Here is a 16,529-nt window from a genome sequence, read left to right as displayed (position 1 = left end):
GCCGCCACCTCTCCACCCTCGCGCATACGTGTGAAGGACCAGAACGAAACCGCAATGCAGCTTGTCATCGTCGAATCGCCAGCGAAGGCGAAAACCATCGAGAAGTACCTCGGCTCGGATTATCGCGTCCTCGCGAGCTACGGCCATGTCCGCGATCTGCCGCCAAAGGACGGATCGGTCGATCCCGACGCCGGCTTCGCGATGGAATGGGAGAATTACGCGGACAAGACGAAACAGCTGAAGGCGATCGCCGACGAGGCCAAGAAGGCCGACCGCCTGATCCTCGCCACCGACCCGGATCGCGAGGGCGAGGCGATCTCGTGGCACGTGCGGGAGGTGCTGCGCAACCGCAAGGCGCTGCCGGACAAGGTGGAGCGCGTCACCTTCAACGCGATCACCAAGGCCGCCGTGACACAGGCGATGGCGGCCCCGCGCGAGCTGGATACCGATCTGATCGATGCCTATCGGGCGCGGCGTGCGCTCGATTATCTCGTCGGCTTCACGCTGTCCCCCGTGCTGTGGCGCAAGCTGCCGGGGGCGAAATCGGCTGGGCGTGTGCAATCGGTGGCGCTGCGGCTCATCGTCGAACGCGAGCGTGAGATCGAGGCGTTCCGGGCGCAGGAATATTGGTCCGTCACCGCCGCGATGGAGCATGACGGCACACCTTTCGCCGCGCGCCTGGTGCAGTGGGAAGGCAAGAAGCTCGATCGCCTGTCGATCGGTGACGAAGGCACGGCGAACCGGGCCAAAGCCGATGTCGAGGCCGGGCGCTTTGCCGTCCAGACGGTCGAAACCAAGCCGGCGACGCGCAACCCGCCGCCGCCCTTCACCACTTCCACGCTGCAGCAGGAAGCGGCGCGCAAGCTCGGCTTCTCCGCCAGTCACACGATGCGGATCGCTCAGGGCCTCTACGAGGACGGCGCGATCACCTATATGCGGACCGACGGCGTGCAGATGGACGGCTCCGCCATCTCCGACGCGCGCCGCGCGGTCGCCGATCGGTACGATGCCAGCTACGTGCCGGACAAGCCGCGCCAGTATCAGACCAAGGCGAAGAATGCACAGGAAGCGCACGAGGCGATCCGCCCGACCGATTTCTCGCGCGATCGCGCCGGCAGCGGCGATCACGGGCGGCTGTATGAACTGATCTGGAAACGCGCGCTGGCGAGCCAGATGGCCTCCGCCCGGATGGAGCGCACCACGATCGAACTGGCCGACGGCACCGGCCGCAACGTGCTGCGCGCGACCGGGCAGGTCGTGCTCTTCCCGGGCTATCTCGCGCTCTATGAAGAGGGCGTGGACGATGCCGAGGGTGATGACGCGCGCCGCCTTCCCCGAATGCGCGAAGGCGATGCGCCGGCGAAGAAGGCGGTGGATGCCGAGCAGCATTTCACGCAGCCGCCGCCGCGCTTCTCCGAAGCCTCGCTCGTCAAGCGGATGGAGGAACTCGGGATTGGCCGCCCCTCCACCTACGCATCGATCATTCAGACGCTTAAGGACCGTTCTTACGTCCGCATCGAGAAGAACCGTTTCTTCGCCGAAGAGAGCGGACGACTGGTGACGGCGTTCCTGGAGCGCTTTTTCGAGCGCTATGTCGGCTTCGATTACACGGCCGAGCTTGAGGAAGAGCTGGACGACGTTTCCGGCGGCCGCGCGCAATGGCAGGCGGTGCTGGAAGCGTTCTGGCGCGATTTCAAGCCGCGCACCGTGGAGGTGATGGAGCAGAAGCCGTCGGACATCACCGCCGCGCTCGATCAGTTCCTCGCGCCGTATCTGTTCCCGGAGCGTGCCGACGGCGGCGATCCGCGCACCTGCCCCAATTGCGGCGACGGCAAGCTCGCGCTGCGCGGCGGGAAGTTCGGCGCGTTCATCGCCTGTTCCAATTATCCCGAATGCAAGTACACGCGTCGCTTCGCCCAGCCGGGCGGCGAGGGCGCCGAGGATAGCGGGCCGGAAGCGCTGGGCCGAGATCCCGAAACGGGGCTGGAGGTCGAGCGCAAATCCGGTCGCTTCGGCCCCTATATCCAGCTCGGCGAGGGCAAGGAGGCGAAGCGCGCCTCGATCCCCAAGGATATCGGCGAACTCGATCTGGAATGGGCGCTGAAGCTGCTCAGCCTGCCGCGCACGATCGGCACCCACCCCGACAGCGGGCATCCGATCACCGCATCGATCGGGCGTTACGGGCCATATCTCGCGCATGATGGGAAGTATGCCCGGCTGCAATCGACCGCCGAGGTGTTCGAAACCGGCATGAACGCCGCGGTGGTGAAGCTGGCCGAGGCCGCGGCGGGCGGTGGCCGTCCGCAGCGCGGCAGCCGCGAGCCGCTCAGGGTGCTGGGCGCGCATCCGCGCACCGAGGCGGAGATCAAGCTGATGGAGGGCCGCTACGGGCCTTACGTCACCGACGGCGAGACCAACGCCACCCTGCCCAAGACGATTGCGCCGGATCAGCTGACGCTGGAAGAAGCCGCGCAATTGATCGACGCGCGCGCCGCGGCGCCATCGAAGGGCAAGAAGAAAGCCGCACCCAAGAAGAAGGCGGCCGCAAAGAAGCCCGCCGCGAAGAAGGCCGCCGCAAAGAAGTGATGGTCAGCCCGTCCCCCTCCCGAGGGGATGGGCGAGCCGGCGTCAGGCAGCGCGCGCGCGGTTCATCCCGAGCCAGTCCCGCGCGGCGCGCTGCGCTGCCGCCACTTCGCGTGCCGTCATGTCTTCCGCGATCTCGGCCCGCGCCGCCTGCGCGGCCTCGTCACCGCTCATCGCCGCCAGGTTGAACCACTTGTGCGCCTCGATCAGGTCGAACATCGCGCCGGCCGTGCCGGTGGAATAGGCCACGCCGAGATCATAGCATGCCGTGAAATCGCCGCGCGCCGCATCGCGCAGCCGACTCTCCATCAGGAAATTCGCGCTCTTGAGACTGTTCCCCATCGCATCGCCCCCTCGGTTCACAATGAACCGATCACGGGATCTGCGGCAGATAGTCTTCAGAAATGGTTAACGGCGTTAAGGCTGTTCATTCGCCTTCATCGATCGCGATATTGTCGATCAGCCGCGTGCCGCCCATGCGCGCCGCCGCCAGCAACCGGCGCGGGCGCCCCGCGTGCGGCGTGACGCTCAGCGTTTCGGCATCGACCAGCGTGACATAATCGACCACGAAGCCCGCCCCGACCAGGCTCACCCGCGCTTCGGCAAGCGCGGAAACGATATCGTCGCCCCGCCCGATCGCGCGCGCGGCGATACCCAGCACCCGCGGCAGCGCGACCGCCTTCTGGCGCTCCGCTTCGTCCAGGTAGATATTGCGCGACGACAGCGCGAGCCCATCGTCATCGCGCTGCGTCGGCACCGCGACGATCTCGATATCGACGTCCAGATCCGCCACCATGCGACGAATTACCTGAAGCTGCTGATAATCCTTCTCGCCGAAATAAGCCGCATCCGCTCCCACCTGGTTGAACAGTTTCGACACCACCGTGGCCACGCCATCGAAATGGCCCGGCCGCGAGGCGCCATCCAGCCCTTCGGTGACGCCGGCGACATGCACGGTCGTCGCAAAACCCTCGGGATACATCGTCTCGACCGCCGGCAACCACGCGAGATCGCAGCCGGCATCGGCAAGCATCGTCAGATCCGCCTTCTCACGACGCGGATAGCGGGACAGATCCTCGTTCGGCCCGAACTGGATCGGATTGACGAAGATCGACGCGACCACCTTCGTGCCGGGACGCTTGGCCGCCTCGACCAGCGCGATATGCCCGGCATGCAGCGCGCCCATCGTCGGCACGAGCGCGACGCGCAACCCCTCTGCACGAAATTCGCTCACCGCATCTCGCAATGCGGCAAGGTCACGAACGGTCAACACTCGATCATACCCCCTCGTCCTCGACGGACCGGGCTTCTATGGGTGGCTATCCAGGGGATCAACAAGGGATTCGACGAATTGCCCAGCGGTAATGGACAGACTCACGTCATCGTCTTCGCGAACGAGAAGGGGGGAACGGGCAAATCGACCACGGCGGTGCACGTGGCGATCGCGCTGGCGGCTCAGGGCGCGCGAGTCGCGTGCCTCGATCTCGATCATCGCCAGCGCACGATGGGGCGCTATCTCGACAATCGCGCCGAAACCGTGCGGCGCACCGGGGCCGAGCTGGCGGTGCCGCGCCACGCCACCGGCGACGGCCAGGACGGCGGCAATTTCGATGCGCTGTTCGCGGACCTCGCGGCGGGCAGCGACTATCTGGTGATCGACACGCCCGGCCGCGACGATCCGGTCGCCCGCCTCGCCGCGACGCGCGCGGATACGCTCGTCACCCCGATGAACGACAGTTTCGTCGATTTCGACCTGATCGGTCAGGTCCATCCCGAAACCTTCAAGGTGACGCGGCCGAGCTTCTATTCGGAACTGATCTGGGATGCGCGCAAGGCGCGGGCGAAGGCTGACGGCACGACGATCGACTGGGTGGTGCTGCGCAACCGGCTCCAGCATATCGAGGCGCGCAACATGCGCCGCGTTTCCGAGGCGCTGGACCAGCTTTCCAAGCGCGTCGGCTTCCGCATCATCCCGGGCCTTGGCGAGCGCGTGATCTATCGCGAGCTGTTTCCGGCCGGCCTCACGATGCTGGATGCCAAGGAGTTCGGCGCGATGGGCCTGAGCCATGTCGCCGCCAGACAGGAATTGCGCGAAATGATGGCGGGGCTGGCGTTGCCCGAGCCGGCAATGCCGCTGTTCGCCTGATGGCGAAATTCGTCCTCGCGCTGCTCGTCGCCTATGCCGGCTGGCGGTTGTGGAAGGATGCGCTGGGCTACAAGCCGAAGCGCAGGCCGGGCCCGCCCGTCACGAACGATGACCGACGCCCGGCGGCGCGCGCGACGCTGGGTGTCGGCCCGGCGGCGGACGAGGCGGAGATCCGTGCCGCGCATCGCCGGCTGATGAGCGAGGCACACCCGGATCACGGCGGATCGGAGGCCCGTGCGCGAGAACTCAACGCCGCGCGCGATCTGCTGATCGGGCGCACCGGCTGAGCCACGCATGGCGCACCGCTTCGATCCCGCGATCCTGCGCGACTATGACATTCGCGGCGTCGTCGGCCGGACGCTCGGACCGGCGGATGCGGTGGCGCTCGGGCGCAGCTTGGGCACGCTGGTGCGGCGCGCAGGCGGACGGGCGGTGGCGGTCGGCTATGACGGCCGGCTGACGTCTCCGATGCTTGAAGCCGGGCTGGTCGAGGGGCTGACGGCGAGCGGGGTGGACGTGGTGCGCATCGGGCTCGGCCCTTCGCCGATGCTCTATCACGCCGCCGCGACGCTACCAGTGGATGGCGGCATACAGGTAACCGGCAGCCATAATCCCGGCGACCACAACGGCTTCAAGATGCTCCACCAGTGCCGCCCGGTGTTCGGCGCGGCGATCCGGGAACTGGCGGCGATGGCGACGGCTGGCGACTGGGAAACCGGAGCGGGCGGCGTCTCCACCGTCGATGTGCTCGCCGGCTATGTCCGCCGCGTCATGGGGAAGTGCACCGCCGCCTTCCGCATCGGCTGGGACGCCGGCAACGGCGCCGCCGGCCCGGTGATCGAGCAGCTCGTGAAGCTGCTGCCGGGTGAGCATCACCTGTTGTTCACCGATGTCGACGGCAATTTTCCCAATCATCATCCCGACCCGACCGAGGACGCCAACCTTGCCGACCTGCGCGCGCTGGTCGCCGCAAAACAGCTCCATTTCGGCGTAGCCTTCGACGGCGACGGGGACCGGATCGGCGTGATCGACGGCGAAGGCCGCGTGCTGCGCGGCGATCAGATCCTGTCCATTCTGGTCGAGCCTGTTCTGCGCGCCTTCCCCGGCGCGCCGATCGTCGCCGACGTGAAATCCAGCAGCGCGCTGTTCGATCGCATCGCCGCGCTGGGCGGCCGGCCCGTGATGTGGAAATCGGGCCACAGCAACATCAAGGCGATGATGCGCGAACTGGACGCCCCGATCGCGGGAGAGATGAGCGGGCATATCTTCTTCGGCGGGGACTGGCTCGGCTTCGACGATGCGCTCCATGCGGCGGTGCAGCTGATCGAGGCGGTGGCGGAATCGGGCAAATCGCTGGCGGCGCTGCGTGATGCCATGCCCGCGCTGGTCAGCACGCCGGAGCTGCGCTTCGCGGTCGATCCGGCGCGGAAGGATGGCGTGGTGGCGGAGGTGGTCGCGCGGCTGCGTGCGTCGGGCGCGCGCGTCGACACCACCGATGGCGCGCGCGTTTCCACCGCCGACGGCTGGTGGCTGCTGCGCGCCTCCAATACGGAGGACATGCTTACCGCGCGCGCCGAGGCGGGTGACGCCGACGCACTCGCCCGCACCGTCGCCGCGATCGACGCCCAGCTTGCACTGAGCGGAGTCGCTCGACATGACGCGCGAGACGCCCCACATTGAAGCGATGCGCCCCTCGCCAAGCATCATCCGCGTCATCGATCTTGAAACCACCGGCCCCACACCGCCGCAGCACGGCGTGTGCGAGATCGGTTGGCAGGACGTGGCGCTGGGGCCGGACGGTCGCTGGGAAATTTCCGGCGACGGCGGCAACCGGATGGTCAATCCCGGCCGGCTGATGCCGCCGATCACCCAGGCGATCCACCACATCCTTGACGAGGATGTCGCCGATGCGCCGTGGTGGCACGACGTGGCCCGCCCGGTGCTCGATCCATGGCCGCGCCGCGTGGCGCTCGCCGCGCATCGCGCCGATTTCGAACAGGTGTTCTGCACCCCCGCCCTTACCCACGGCGCGGAGTGGATCTGCACCTGGAAATGCGCGCTGCGGCTGTGGCCGGATTCGCCCAGCTTCTCGAACCAGGTGTTGCGTTACTGGCGCAAGCCGGAAGGGCTGATCCACGAACGCGGCCTGCCGGCGCATCGCGCCTTCCCGGACGCCTATGTCACCGCCTTCCACCTGCGCGACATGCTCAACGAGGTGGGCGTGGAGCAACTGCTCGAATGGTCGCGCGTTCCCGGCCTGCTGCCGCGGGTGCGCTACGGCCCCGATCGCGGCAAGGATTGGCGCGAGATCGAGGAAGAGAGCCTGATCGGCTTCCTCAGCGACCGCGATCCCGACGTGCGCTTCACCGCCGAGACCGAGATGGCGCGGCGGCGCGGCGGCGGCAATGTCGGCCGCCCAAGCCCGCAGGAGCTGCTCTTCTGAAATTCAGCCCGGCACGAACTTCATGAGGTTGGGCTGCCCGGTCCATGCCGTCTGGCCGCCGTCTGCGACGATCACCGCCCCCGTGACATAGGATGCCGCGTCCGACGCGAGGAAGGCCACAACCTCGGCCATTTCCTCCGGTGCCGCCGCGCGGCCGAGCGGGATCGTTTCGTGCCACGCCGCCTCCAGCCCGGGCAATGCCTTGGCACCGGCGGTGAGCGGCGTCGCGACCAGGCCAGGGCACAGCACATTCGCCCTGATCCCTTCGCGCGCATGATCGATCGCGGGGCTGCGAGTGTAATTGATGACCGCCGCCTTCGCCGCATTGTAGGCGGTGAAGCCGTAATCCCCCGCCAGGCCGGAGATGGATGCGGTGTTGACGATCACGCCGCCCGGCTTTGGCATGTGCGGGATCGCCGCGCGACAGGCATAGAATACGGCGTTCAGGTCGATGCCGATCACCCGCTCCCACTCCGCCGGGTCCAGATCAGGCGTGCGCCCGAAGCAGCCGATGCCGGCGTTGTTGAAAAGGATGTCGATTCGCCCGTGTCGCTCCACGGCGGCGGCGATCGCGGCCTCCAGCTCGGGGCGCTTCGCAACGTCTGCGGTCAGCGCGATCCCGCCGGTCTCTTCGGCCACGGCGCGTGCCGCGTCCGCCGCCAGATCGACGACCACCACCTTCGCGCCCTCACGGGCCAACAGGCGCGCGGTCGCGGCGCCGATGCCCGATCCGCCGCCGGTGATGAACGCCACCCTGCCATTGAAGCGCATGTTCCCCTCCGTCCGCCATGCACGGTTGATTCATGCGCCGGCTCGGGCCATCATAACTTTGGTTATGGACGCTGGACAAGCCGGCGCGCGACGGGAGAGGCGACAACATGGCGGAGGGCAAGAGTGTCTGCATCATCGGGGCGGGCTGTTCCGGCTTCACCACCGCCAAGCGGCTGAAGGACGAGCGCATCACCTTCGACTGCTTCGAGATGTCCGACGAGATCGGCGGCAACTGGTATTACAAGAATCCGAACGGCAAATCCGCCTGCTATCAGTCGCTCCATATCGACACCTCGAAATGGCGCCTCGCATTCGAGGATTATCCGGTTCCCGCCGACTGGCCGGATTTCCCCAGCCACGCGCAATTGTTCCAGTATTTCAAGGATTACGTCGCGCATTTCGGGTTGCGCGAGCATATCACCTTCAACACGGCGGTGACGAAGGCAGCGCGCCGCCCCGGCGGCGGCTGGGAGGTCACGCTGTCGACCGGCGAGACCCGGCGATACGACACGCTCGTCGTGTGCAACGGGCATCACTGGGATCCGAAGGTGCCGGACTATCCGGGCGACTTCCACGGCGCGCATTTCCACGCGCACGATTATCGCGATCCCTATGATCCGGTCGATCTGCGCGGCAAGAACGTGGTTGTGGTGGGCATGGGCAATTCCGCGATGGATGTCGCGAGCGAACTGTCGCAGCGGCACCTTGCCGCGAACCTGTGGGTCGCGGCGCGGCGCGGCGTGTGGGTCTTGCCCAAGATGGCGGGCGGCAGACCGCTCGACAAATCCGCGCCGCCGACCTGGCTTCCGCGCAAACTGGGCAAGGCGCTCGCCCGCCGCGCGATCAAGAAGATGGTCGGGCGGATGGAGGATTACGGCCTGCCCAAACCCGATCACGAACCGCTCGACGCGCACCCATCCGTGTCAGGCGAATTTCTGACGCGGGCAAGCTGCGGGGACATCAAGTTCAAGCCGAACATCAAGGCGCTTGAAGGCGATCATGTCCGTTTCGAAGACGATAGCGTGGAGCGTGTGGATGCGATCATCTATGCCACCGGCTATCGCATCAGCTTTCCGTTCTTCGACGATCCCGCGCTGAAGCCCGACCCGCAGAATCGCTTCCCGCTGTTCAAGCGAATGGTGGTGCCCGGTGTCGATGGCCTGTTCTTCATGGGCCTGGCGCAGGCGCTTCCCACGCTGGTGAACTTCGCGGAGCAGCAGTCCAAGCTGGTCGCCGCCGCGCTTTCCGGCCGCTATCGCCTGCCCGATACGGAGGAGATGAAACGCATCACCGCCGATGACGAGCGCGTCGAACTGGGCGATTATTATCAGTCGACGCGCCACACGATCCAAGTCGATTTCTCGCGCTACGTCGCCGATCTGAAGAAGGAGATCGCGAAGGGCGAGCGCCGTGCGCAGGCATCCACGCGGCAGCGCGCCGCATGAATCGGATCGCCGCGGAACGGGTTACCCAGGACATAACCGTCGAGGATCGCACGGCGCTGCTCGATTCAGTCGCGCGGCTGCTTGCCGATCGCTGCACCGAAAGCGACGTGCGCCGGATCATGGCGAGCGATTCCGGCCACGATCCGGCCTTGTGGCGCGCGCTCGCCGATCTCGGCGTGGTCGGGCTGACGGTGCCGGAGGCGCATGGCGGCGCGGGGCTGGGTCCGGTCGAGCTGGAATTGGTGATGGAAGCAGCCGGCGCCGCGCTGTTGCCCGCCCCGCTGCTCTCCACAGCGATCGCCGCGACGCTGGTCGATGGCGAACGGCTCGCGGCGCTCGCGAGCGGTGACAGCATCGCGGCGGTCGCCTTTGCCGGGCGAGACGACTGGACCGGGCGATGCGACGTGCGCGCCGACGGCGAGCGGCTGAGCGGCACCGCGCGCTTCGTGCCCGATGCCGGGATCGCCGACACGATCGTCGTCACACTCGACGATGCCGTATTCGCGGTCGCGCGACAGGATGCGACGATCGCCCCCCTCCCCGTGTTCGATACCACGCGCCGCCTCGCCGACGTGACCTTCCACGGCCCCGCCACCCGCATCGGCAATGGCAGCCGGATCGCCGCCGCCCGCGCTGTCGCGATGACTGCGCTGGCGGGCGAGCAGGCCGGCGGGGCGCGGCGCGTCATGGATATGGCGGTCGATTACGCGCGCGAGCGTCACCAGTTCGGCCGCGCGATCGGCAGCTTCCAGGCGGTGAAGCACATGGCCGCCGATCTGCTGCTTGAGGTGGAAAGCGCCACCAGCGCCGCGCGCGATGCAGCGCGGCAGCTGGCGGAGGGGCGCTCCTCGCGCGACGCCGCGATCGCGCTCGCCGCGTTCGCCTGCGGCGATGCGTTCGTCCGCTGCGGCAAGGATGCGATCCAGATGCACGGCGGCATCGCTTTCACCTGGTCGCATCCGGCGCACCTTTACCTGCGCCGCGCCCGCTCCGCCGCACAGCTCTACGGCGACGGCAATCATTGGCGGGAACGCTACATCCGCGCGCTGGAGGTGCAGGCATGACCGACGAACAGCTCAAGGCGGAGGTCGAGGCATGGCTGGCCGCCAACTGGCAGGGCGCAGCGGCGCATCACGAAAGCTTCGGCCGCGATCCGCGCAGCGCCTGGCTCGCGAAGGTTCGTGACGCCGGCTGGGCCGCGCCGCGCTGGCCTGCGGAATGGTACGGCCGCGACCTTTCGGGCGATCAGGCGAAGATCGTCGAGCGTGCCTTCGCCGCCGCCGACGCCCCCGGCGCGGGCCAGGATCGCAGCAACCTGTGGGCCAATACCGCGCTCGCCCACGCTACCCCGGCGTTCAAGCGCGTGATCGTCCCGCAACTGCTCGCCGGCGAAGTGGGCATGTGCCTGCTCTATTCCGAGCCGGGGGCGGGCAGCGATCTCGCCGCCGTTCGCACCCGCGCCGACAAGGTGGATGGCGGATGGCGCGTGACCGGACAGAAGGTGTGGACATCGGGTGCGGCTGTCGCCGACTATGGAATGCTGATCGCCCGCACCGATTGGGACGTGCCGAAGCATCGCGGCATCAGCTTCTTCTTCCTGCCGATGAAGCAGGACGGCGTGGAAGTGCGCCCGCTGCGCCAGATCACCGACGAATCCCACTTCAACGAGGTGTTCATCACGGACGCCTTCGTGCCGGACGAGAATCTGCTCGGCCCGCTCAACGGCGGCTGGGGCGTGTTGCAGACGGCGCTGGCCTACGAACGCTCGGTGATGGGGGATCGCGCGCGCGGGCCGCGCTCCGGCGCGGGTGGACCAAAGGGCGATTATTCGCTGCTCGGGCTTGCGCGGGAGGCGGGGCGGCTGGACGATCCGGTGATCCGGCAGGAACTGGCGCAGGTGATCGCGTGGCGCGTGCTGAACAAGCTCAATACCCAGCGGGCCAAGGCCGAGCTGCAACAGGGCACCTCATCCCCGATCATGTCGCTCGGCAAGCTGGCGATGAGCCGCATCCTGCATGAGGAGGCGCGCGTCCGCACGTTGCTGCTCGGGCCGGAGAGCCTGTTGCAGGGGCCGGATCATCCCCGCGGGGAGGACGCCAATTTCCTGACGCTCAACGCCTATTTCACATCGATCGGCGGCGGGACCGACCAGATTCAGCGCAACATCATCGGCGAACGCGTGCTGGGCCTGCCCAGGGAGCCGGAGGTCGATCGCACCATTCCATTCCGAGAGGTACGTGCAGGATGAGCAAGACCATCTTCATCAGCGGCGGCGCATCCGGCATCGGGCTCGCCGCCGCGCGCCGCTTCCATCGCGAGGGCTGGCGGATCGGCATCGGCGATATCGACACGGCCGGCATGGCGCGGGTGGCGCAGGAACTGAACGCGTTTACCACGCCGCTCGACGTGCGCGATGCGGCGCAATGGCACGCCGCGCTCGCCGATTTCGTCGGGGAAACGGGCCGCCTCGATGCGCTGCTCAACAATGCCGGCATTGCCCGTTATGGAATGTTCGAGGATATCACGCCGGACGAATCCGAGCTTCAGGTCGATATAAATCTTAAGGGCGTCATTAACGGCGTCTATGCGGCATTGCCGCATCTGAAGGCTACGCCCGGCAGCCGCCTCATCAACGTGGCGTCGGTGGCGGGCATTGTCGGGTCACCCGGCCTGGCGGTTTATTCAGCCACCAAGCATGCGGTGCGCGGTCTTTCCGAAGCGCTCGACGCGGAGTTCACGCGCCACGGAGTCGCCGTGACGTGCGTGATGCCTTTCTTTGTCGAAACCCCGATCCTCGACGCGGGATCGAAAGGCAGCAACCGATCGATCCGCGATGCGATCGGCAAGGCGCCGATTTACACGGTGAACGATGCCGCGGAGGTGATCTGGCAGGCAGCGCACGGCAGCGAGCGGGAATATATCGTCGGCAAGGCGGGGCGGCAGGCGAACTTCGCACGCCGCTTCATGCCGGGCCGCCTGCGCAAGCGGATGAAGGCAGCGTTCGCGCGATAAATCAACGCGCCGGCTTCTGCTTCGGGGCCGGCGTCTTTGGCTTGTAGGCGCACAAATCCGCCTCGATGCAGCGCCAGCATTCCGGCTTGCGCGCCTTGCAAACGTAGCGGCCATGCAGAATCAGCCAGTGATGCGCATGGACGCGGAACGGCTGCGGCGTATTCTTGTCGAGCCTTTTCTCGACTGCCAGCGGCGTCTTGCCCCTGGCCAGGCCGGTGCGGTTACCGACCCGAAAGATATGCGTGTCCACCGCGAACGTTTCCGCGCCGAAGGCGACGTTCAGCACGACATTGGCGGTCTTGCGCCCCACGCCGGGCAGCTTCTCCAGCGCGTCGCGATCTTCCGGCACCGTGCCGCCATGCTCCGCCACGAGCGCGCCGCTCAGCGCGATGACGTTCCTGGCCTTGGTGTTGAACAGGCCGATCGTCTTGATATGCTCCTTGAGCCCCGCCTCGCCGAGGGCGACCATCTGCGCCGGGGTCCTCACCGTCTCGAACAGCCGGCGTGTCGCCTTGTTGACGCCGGCATCCGTGGCCTGCGCGGACAACACCACCGCGACCAGCAACTGATAATCGTTGCCCGATTCAAGCTCGGTCTCCGGGTGCGGATTGGCCTCTGCCAGCCGGCGATAGAATTCGAAGATGTCGGCCTTCTTCAAATCCCCAGCACCTCCGCCATGCCATAACGCCCCGCCGGCTTGCCCGCGAGCCACAGCGCCGCCTTCAGCGCGCCGCGCGCGAAGATCGTGCGATCCTCGCCGCGATGGCCGAGTTCGATCCGTTCGCCCTCGCCCGCGAAAACCACCTGATGATCGCCCACCACCGATCCGCCGCGCAGCGATGAGAATCCGATCGTCCCTTCCGTTCGCGCGCCCGTCAGCCCCGCCCGGCCATCCACGCGCACCTCGCCCAGCGTCGTGCCGCGCCCGGCCGCCGCCGCATCGCCCAGCAGCGTTGCCGTGCCGGAGGGGGCATCCACCTTGTGGCGGTGATGCATCTCCACGATCTCGATATCCCATTCCGCGCCGAGCCGCTGCGCGGCTTCCCGCACCAGCACCGCCAGCAGGGTGACGCCGAGCGACGTATTGCCCGTCTGGAGCACCGCGATCGATTGGGACGCCTTGTCGATCAACGCATGGTTCGCGGCGTTCAGGCCGGTGGTGCCGATGACGATCGGGGTGCCGGCCGCGACCGCCGCCGCAAGGTTCGCCTCCAGCGCAGCGGGAGCGGAGAAATCGACCAAAACGTCGGCGGCACGTGCCAGCGGCGCGGGATCGTCACCGGCGTCCACCCCGCCCGCGACGACGGCGCCCTCCTCCGCCGCGATCGTTGCGATCACGCGCCCCATGCGCCCCGCGCTGCCATAGATGCCGATCTTCGTCATATGCTCCCCGGGGTGTGGCCTTTTCGGTCGCGCTCTTGGCACAGTTCACACGGATGCGCGACACATTCGCCCCGCCTTGCACGGCGCTTCCGGCGCTGCCAAACACCATGAAACCGATCCTGATGCGGAGCCTGTGATGCGTTCTCGACTGCCTCTCTTCCTTCTCGCCACCGCGCTCGCCGCGCCAGCCTTTGCGCAGACCTTCTCGATCGACACGCTGAAGACGGTGACCAGGGAGCTGTCCTCCGATGCGTATGAGGGCCGCGCACCGACAACGGAGGGCGAGAAGAAAACGGTCGCCTATATCATCGAGCGGATGAAGGCTGCTGGCCTACAGCCGGGCAACAAGGGCCAGTGGACCCAGGACGTGCCGATGGTGGAGATCGAGGCAAAGAACATCAAGCCGTTCGTCGTATCCGGCGGGAAGACGCCGATCGCGCTGGCCTATCGTGACGATATCGTCGCCGGCACCTATCGCGTCGTGCCGCAGATTTCGCTGAAGAACAGCGACATGGTGTTCGTCGGCTACGGCATCAATGCGCCCGAAAAGGGCTGGAACGATTACGCCGGCGTCGACGTGAAGGGAAAGACGGTCGTCATCCTCATCAACGACCCCGACTGGCAGACAAAGGACGCCGGCCCCAAGGCCGGCCCGTTCGAAGGCCGCGCGATGACCTATTACGGCCGCTGGACTTACAAATTCGAGGAGGCCGCGCGGCAGGGCGCCGCCGCCGCGATCATCGTGCACGACACAGAGCCCGCCGCCTACCCGTGGGCGGTGGTCCGCTCGTCCTGGACCGGGGCGCAGCACGAGCTGGACGAGGCCGGCAACCATATGGACCAGAGCCAGATCGTAAGCTGGATCCAGCTGAACCGCGCCAAGGAGATCTTCGCCGCCGCCGGAAAGGATTTCACCGCACTGTCGGAAGCCGCGAAGCACAAGGGCTTCAGCGCCGTGCCGCTGGGCCTCAAATTCTCCGGCGGGTTCGACAACACGATCCGGCGCAGCATGTCCAAGAATGTGGTCGGGCTGCTCCCGGGCAAGACCGCCCCGGGCGAGACCGTGCTCTATTCGGCGCACTGGGATCATCTGGGCCATTGCGATCCGGTCGACGGCGACGGCATCTGCAACGGCGCGGTGGACAACGCTTCGGGGGTCGCCGGGTTGATCGCCATGGCAGAGGCGCAGGCCAAGGCCGGGCCGGCGCGGCGCTCGATCGCGTTCCTCGCCGTGACGGCGGAGGAAAGCGGGCTGCTCGGCTCGGCCTATTACGCGCAGCACCCGGTATTCCCGCTCGGCAAGACGGTGGGCGGCGTGAACATGGACGTGCTGAACGTGATTGGCGCCACCAAGGATTTCGAGCTGACCGGCGCGGGAAAATCGCAGCTGGAGGATATGGTGAAGCCGCTGCTCGCCGCGCAGGGCCGCACGATCGCGCCGGAATCGACCCCCGAGAAGGGGCATTATTATCGCTCCGACCATTTCTCCTTCGCCAAGCTCGGCGTGCCGATGCTGTCGGGGGGCAGCGGGGAGAATCTGGTCAACGGCGGCGTGGCGGCAGGCCGCGCGGCGGCACAGGATTATGTCGAGCATCGCTATCACAAGCCGCAGGACGAATATAACCCGAACTGGGACTGGTCCGGCGCGGTGCAGGATCTGACGATCTATTATCAGCTTGGCCGCGAACTGGCGGACGGCAGCATGTGGCCGAACTGGTATCCCACCGCCGAATTCCGCGCGATCCGCGACAAATCCCGGAGCGACGCGAAGTGACGAGCGCCCCGCCACCGGAATGGGCGCGCCACAAGGCGGTGTGGATCGGTTTTCCATCCCACCCCGAGCTGTGGCAGGATGATCTCGATCAGGCGCGCGAGGAAGTCGCCGCCTTCGCCCGCGCGGTGCATGCCGACGGGCGCGGCGAGAAGGTGCTGCTTGTCGCCGCCGATGCAGAGGCCGGCGTTGCCGCCGGCGAGCTGGCCCCGTTCGCCGACGTGGTGGTCGAGCCGTTCGGGGACATCTGGCTGCGCGATACCGCCGCGATCATCACCGGCGATGGCACCGCGCGCGATTTCGCGTTCAACGGCTGGGGCGGGAAATACGATCTGCCCGGCGATGACGATATCGGGGCGCGCCTCGCGCGGCGGCGCAACAAGCGCATCGTGCCGTGCGACTGGGTGCTGGAGGGTGGCGCGATCGACGGTGACGGCACCGGGCTTGTCGTCACCACCGAACAATGCCTGCTAAACCCCAATCGCAACGGCCTGATCGGAAAGGCGGAAATCGCCGAACGGCTGGAACGCGATCTCGGCTTCGATCGCGTGCTGTGGCTGGGCGACGGCCTGCTCAACGATCATACCGATGGCCATGTCGACAATCTCGCGCGCTTCATCGGCGAAGGCCGACTGGCGATCCCGGTCGCCGCCGACAATGATCCCAACTGGCAGGTCTATCAGCTCGCCGCTGATCGCGCGCGCGCATTCGGCGTTAGCGTCGTGCCCGTGCCCTCCCCCGGCCGCGTGATGCGCGATGACGAGATAGTGCCGGCCAGCTACATGAATTTCTACATCGGCAATGCCAGCGTCGTGGTGCCCATCTACGGCGCACCCGACGACGACGTTGCGGTGCGCGAATTCCAGGCGCTGTTTCCTGACCACAAGGTCATCGGGCTGCGCGCGGATGCGATCCTCACGGGCGGCGGCAGCTTCCATTGCATCAGCCAGCAGATACCGGGGTGATCGAACGCCA

General features: G+C 67.1%; 16 protein-coding genes. 11 read left to right on the top strand and 5 right to left on the bottom strand.

Going from position 1 to position 16,529, the window contains the following annotated elements; translation table 11 throughout:
* The first annotated feature begins 54 nt into the window (after nucleotides 1-54).
* Nucleotides 55-2,586: a type I DNA topoisomerase gene (gene topA / locus ACM61V_RS07555; protein WP_137787377.1), complete on the top strand. Its 2,532-nt coding sequence runs from the start codon at nucleotides 55-57 to the stop codon at nucleotides 2,584-2,586.
* A gap of 42 nt (nucleotides 2,587-2,628) precedes the next feature.
* On the opposite strand, the gene ACM61V_RS07550 is transcribed toward topA, so the two are convergent.
* Together ACM61V_RS07550 and panC are read right to left on the bottom strand one after the other, a co-directional pair.
* Nucleotides 2,629-2,925, bottom strand: coding sequence for a hypothetical protein (locus ACM61V_RS07550; protein ID WP_137787378.1), 297 nt, complete (start codon nucleotides 2,923-2,925; stop codon nucleotides 2,629-2,631).
* A gap of 85 nt (nucleotides 2,926-3,010) precedes the next feature.
* Nucleotides 3,011-3,856: a pantoate--beta-alanine ligase gene (panC, locus tag ACM61V_RS07545; protein ID WP_137787379.1), complete on the bottom strand. Its 846-nt coding sequence runs from the start codon at nucleotides 3,854-3,856 to the stop codon at nucleotides 3,011-3,013.
* A gap of 42 nt (nucleotides 3,857-3,898) precedes the next feature.
* Here panC and ACM61V_RS07540 point away from each other — a divergent pair, with 42 nt between their 5' ends.
* The 4 genes from ACM61V_RS07540 to ACM61V_RS07525 are packed head-to-tail and all read left to right on the top strand — an operon-like array spanning nucleotide 3,899 to nucleotide 7,172.
* Nucleotides 3,899-4,729, top strand: a complete 831-nt coding sequence (locus tag ACM61V_RS07540; protein ID WP_419713921.1) for a division plane positioning ATPase MipZ — start codon at nucleotides 3,899-3,901, stop codon at nucleotides 4,727-4,729.
* Nucleotides 4,729-5,016, top strand: coding sequence for a DnaJ domain-containing protein (locus ACM61V_RS07535; protein ID WP_249341602.1), 288 nt, complete (start codon nucleotides 4,729-4,731; stop codon nucleotides 5,014-5,016). Before ACM61V_RS07540 ends, ACM61V_RS07535 begins: the two co-directional genes overlap by 1 nt.
* A 7-nt stretch (nucleotides 5,017-5,023) precedes the next feature.
* Complete coding sequence (pgmG, locus tag ACM61V_RS07530) at nucleotides 5,024-6,409, top strand: phosphoglucomutase/phosphomannomutase PgmG (protein WP_419713920.1); 1,386 nt, start codon at nucleotides 5,024-5,026, stop codon at nucleotides 6,407-6,409.
* 4 nt (nucleotides 6,410-6,413) lie between these two features.
* The gene (locus tag ACM61V_RS07525) at nucleotides 6,414-7,172 is read left to right on the top strand and encodes a 3'-5' exonuclease (RefSeq protein WP_137787429.1); all 759 of its coding nucleotides are present in this window, start codon (nucleotides 6,414-6,416) and stop codon (nucleotides 7,170-7,172) included.
* 3 nt (nucleotides 7,173-7,175) lie between these two features.
* Here the strand turns inward: ACM61V_RS07525 and ACM61V_RS07520 are convergent, their stop codons facing one another.
* Nucleotides 7,176-7,943, bottom strand: coding sequence for an SDR family NAD(P)-dependent oxidoreductase (locus ACM61V_RS07520; RefSeq protein ID WP_419713919.1), 768 nt, complete (start codon nucleotides 7,941-7,943; stop codon nucleotides 7,176-7,178).
* A gap of 107 nt (nucleotides 7,944-8,050) precedes the next feature.
* Between ACM61V_RS07520 and ACM61V_RS07515 the strand changes: the two genes are divergently transcribed.
* The 4 genes from ACM61V_RS07515 to ACM61V_RS07500 are packed head-to-tail and all read left to right on the top strand — an operon-like array spanning nucleotide 8,051 to nucleotide 12,400.
* Entirely contained in the window at nucleotides 8,051-9,388 is a 1,338-nt protein-coding gene (locus tag ACM61V_RS07515) for a flavin-containing monooxygenase (protein WP_419713918.1), read from the top strand.
* Nucleotides 9,385-10,452: an acyl-CoA dehydrogenase family protein gene (locus ACM61V_RS07510; protein WP_137787383.1), complete on the top strand. Its 1,068-nt coding sequence runs from the start codon at nucleotides 9,385-9,387 to the stop codon at nucleotides 10,450-10,452. The genes ACM61V_RS07515 and ACM61V_RS07510 overlap by 4 nt, the downstream gene beginning before the upstream one ends.
* Complete coding sequence (locus ACM61V_RS07505) at nucleotides 10,449-11,636, top strand: acyl-CoA dehydrogenase family protein (protein WP_137787384.1); 1,188 nt, start codon at nucleotides 10,449-10,451, stop codon at nucleotides 11,634-11,636. The genes ACM61V_RS07510 and ACM61V_RS07505 overlap by 4 nt, the downstream gene beginning before the upstream one ends.
* A complete protein-coding gene (locus ACM61V_RS07500; RefSeq protein ID WP_419713917.1) occupies nucleotides 11,633-12,400 on the top strand; it encodes an SDR family oxidoreductase in 768 nt (255 codons plus the stop codon). Before ACM61V_RS07505 ends, ACM61V_RS07500 begins: the two co-directional genes overlap by 4 nt.
* A gap of 1 nt (nucleotide 12,401) precedes the next feature.
* Here ACM61V_RS07500 and nth read toward each other — a convergent pair whose 3' ends face one another.
* A complete protein-coding gene (nth, locus tag ACM61V_RS07495) occupies nucleotides 12,402-13,058 on the bottom strand; it encodes an endonuclease III (RefSeq protein ID WP_137787386.1) in 657 nt (218 codons plus the stop codon).
* Nucleotides 13,055-13,783, bottom strand: a complete 729-nt coding sequence (dapB, locus tag ACM61V_RS07490) for a 4-hydroxy-tetrahydrodipicolinate reductase (RefSeq protein ID WP_137787387.1) — start codon at nucleotides 13,781-13,783, stop codon at nucleotides 13,055-13,057. Before dapB ends, nth begins: the two co-directional genes overlap by 4 nt.
* 136 nt (nucleotides 13,784-13,919) lie before the next feature.
* Here dapB and ACM61V_RS07485 point away from each other — a divergent pair, with 136 nt between their 5' ends.
* Nucleotides 13,920-15,557 (top strand): M28 family metallopeptidase, encoded by a 1,638-nt coding sequence (locus tag ACM61V_RS07485; protein WP_419713916.1) that lies wholly within the window; start codon nucleotides 13,920-13,922, stop codon nucleotides 15,555-15,557.
* Nucleotides 15,554-16,519 (top strand): agmatine deiminase family protein, encoded by a 966-nt coding sequence (locus tag ACM61V_RS07480; RefSeq protein ID WP_137787389.1) that lies wholly within the window; start codon nucleotides 15,554-15,556, stop codon nucleotides 16,517-16,519. The genes ACM61V_RS07485 and ACM61V_RS07480 overlap by 4 nt, the downstream gene beginning before the upstream one ends.
* The last annotated feature ends 10 nt before the right edge of the window (nucleotides 16,520-16,529 follow it).

Source organism: Sphingomonas sp. TX0543 (genome assembly GCF_048565505.1).
Taxonomy (GTDB): domain Bacteria; phylum Pseudomonadota; class Alphaproteobacteria; order Sphingomonadales; family Sphingomonadaceae; genus Sphingomonas.
This window is presented reverse-complemented; position numbering and strand designations above follow the sequence as displayed.